This window comes from Aliivibrio sifiae (assembly GCF_002954715.1).
GTDB lineage: Bacteria > Pseudomonadota > Gammaproteobacteria > Enterobacterales > Vibrionaceae > Aliivibrio > Aliivibrio sifiae.
Window position 1 is genome coordinate 6,259 of the sequence record NZ_MSCP01000007.1, and the last position, 2,396, is coordinate 8,654.

Sequence of the window (2,396 nt, forward strand, 5' to 3'; positions counted from 1 at the left end):
TTGCATAACACGTGCTGACGACTAGCTTTACCAAACCAATTACACTTCAAACCAAAAACGCCGAATGTAATAAGCATCGTGTTGATGCGATTGTTGTGCGTGCTTACTTTCGGCTTGGCTAGCTTGGTAAAGAACTGCCCTGCCAAGATTTTCTAAGCCCTGATTCTAATTTACCGATAGTAATTAAGCGAACAAAATGTTCTTAAATTGCGAGATAAAGTGAATGGAAAACAGATACATTTTTTACACCATTTGAACGGCTTAGTCTCAGCTAGTTTGGAACTGATAAACTAAATACACTCGCCACAATTTGGATTGAAAATACTGCGAGGAAAACACTGATACAGGCTAAAATGAGGCATAATCAAAGAACAATTGAAGCGTAAAAATGTCTCTGAAACGCCTGAACTTAGGGAAATAAGGGCTAATTTGCCGAACCTGACGATACGAAAGCAAAAAGGCAACAAAGAAGAAAGGAACGCTTACTAAGCCGAAACTACGAAAGCCTCGATCCTTTTGATGAACCGTGCAAAAAATTTCGGACTCAGTACGCACAACGCCTGCATAACACGTTTACTATTATGCAATTATACTTAATATTGACGCCTTAAAACGAGAAACACCCGGCAAACTGAGATTGCCGAGTGTAGTAAATCGTGTTGATGCGATTGTTATGTACGTTTTATAAGATGAACTCCTTAACTGAATTATTTATGTTCACCTTTAGTTCTTTCGTCGATTCATTTACGCAATGATCTGACATCATAATTAAATATGAATCTCCAGCCTCATCTGACTTAATACCCATAGCCTCATGCTTTTTCCCATCACACTCTAATGGAAATGTTCTCATATCAAGATTAGCGAAATATGAGTCTGTTAATACATCAGGTTCAAGTAATATTTTACTTTTTAAAATCATATCGCCTTCGTAGTCAATCGTCATAGATATCGATTTATCAATACTCAAAATTTCATTCGAAAAAGCTGTAGATGAAATAATCAACGACATCAAAATTATTACTTTTTTCATAGTGGCCCTATTAATATTTACGAGTGCCCGAGTACATAACGCCTGCATAACACGTTTGCTACTATGCAAATTAAGCTCAAATTTACCACTTAATACGGTAAACTCAAAGAAACCTAGAATGCCGAATGTAGCAAATCGTGTTGATGCGATTGTTATGGTAGTTCTTAACGATGAATATTAAACTAATCGTTGTCAAAAATTATACAGTCATCTCTATTTGATAATGCACATTCATTTCGAACTTCATTCAATACCTTATTGGAAATTCCCATTGATTGCCATTCAGCATTTTCAGGGTAGCGAGTATCATCCGTAATAGATAGAAACGGTTCTTCCTTATCCATTTTCCATATTGATTTTTCATAGTTAAAAGAGTTGCTGGCAATTTTATCACTACAATTCTCATAGTTAGACTCATTTAAAGGCAAGGAGCAATCATCTGAAAGCATAGAACTCGCTTGAATCGTAAAACTAAAACCAAAAATCGCCGAAAAAAGTAAGGCTGAAAGAGACGTTCGATTCATAATTAATTCCAATAGTTAATATGGATAAATATCATACTATAAATGTGTTTACTATTGTCTATATTTTAAAAAATAAGCGTCGTTATTTAAACAGTGGAATGCCATAACGCTGGCATAACACGTTTATTACCATGCAGACCAACCTGAATTTAATCACCTTAATCACAAAACTAAAGGCAAACCCAGAACGCCGAATGTAATAAATCGTGTTGATGCGATTGTTGTGCGTGCTTACTTTCGGCTTGGTCAACTTGGTAAAGAACTGCCCTGCCAAGATTTTCTAAGCCCTAATTCTAATTTACCGATAGTAATTAAGCGAACAAAATGTTCTTAAATTGCGAGATGAAGTAAATGGAAAACAAATACATTTTTTACGACATTTGAACGGCTTAGTTTCAGCTAGTTTGGAACTGATAAACTAAATATACTCGCCACAATTGGGATTGGAAATGCTGCGAGAAAAACACTGATGCTGACTAAAATGAGGCATAACCAAAGAACAATTGAAGCGTAAAATAGCTTCTGAAACGCCTGAACTTAGGGAAATAAGGGCTAATTTGCCGAACCTGACGATACGAAAGCAAAAAGGCAGCAAAGAAGAAATTTACTCTTACTAAGCCGAAACTACGAAAGCCTCGGTTCTATTGATGAACCGTGCAAAAAATTTCGGACTCAGTACGCACAACGCCTGCATAACACGTTTGCTACGATACAGGCTTAGCTGAATTTTAACGCCTTAATCACTTAAATTAAAGGCAAACTGACAATGCCGAGTGTAGCAAATCGTGTTGATGCGATTGTTATATTCACCCTTACGTCTAAGTGAATAACTGACCGAC

2 protein-coding genes are annotated in these 2,396 nt (G+C 36.4%); both read right to left on the reverse strand.

Going from position 1 to position 2,396, the window contains the following annotated elements:
- Nucleotides 1-682 precede the first annotated feature (682 nt).
- A complete protein-coding gene (locus BTO23_RS21200) occupies nucleotides 683-1,033 on the reverse strand; it encodes a hypothetical protein (RefSeq protein WP_146107818.1) in 351 nt (116 codons plus the stop codon).
- 182 nt (nucleotides 1,034-1,215) lie between these two features.
- On the reverse strand, nucleotides 1,216-1,557 hold the full coding sequence (locus tag BTO23_RS21205; RefSeq protein WP_105064537.1) for a hypothetical protein: 342 nt from the start codon (nucleotides 1,555-1,557) through the stop codon (nucleotides 1,216-1,218).
- Between the last annotated feature and the right edge of the window lie 839 nt (nucleotides 1,558-2,396).

What these genes read in the sequence shown, in the direction of transcription:
- BTO23_RS21200 (WP_146107818.1), bottom strand. Translation starts at nt 1,033, where the DNA reads ATGAAAAAAGTAATAATTTTGATGTCGTTGATTATTTCATCTACAGCT.
- BTO23_RS21205 (WP_105064537.1), bottom strand. Translation starts at nt 1,557, where the DNA reads ATGAATCGAACGTCTCTTTCAGCCTTACTTTTTTCGGCGATTTTTGGT.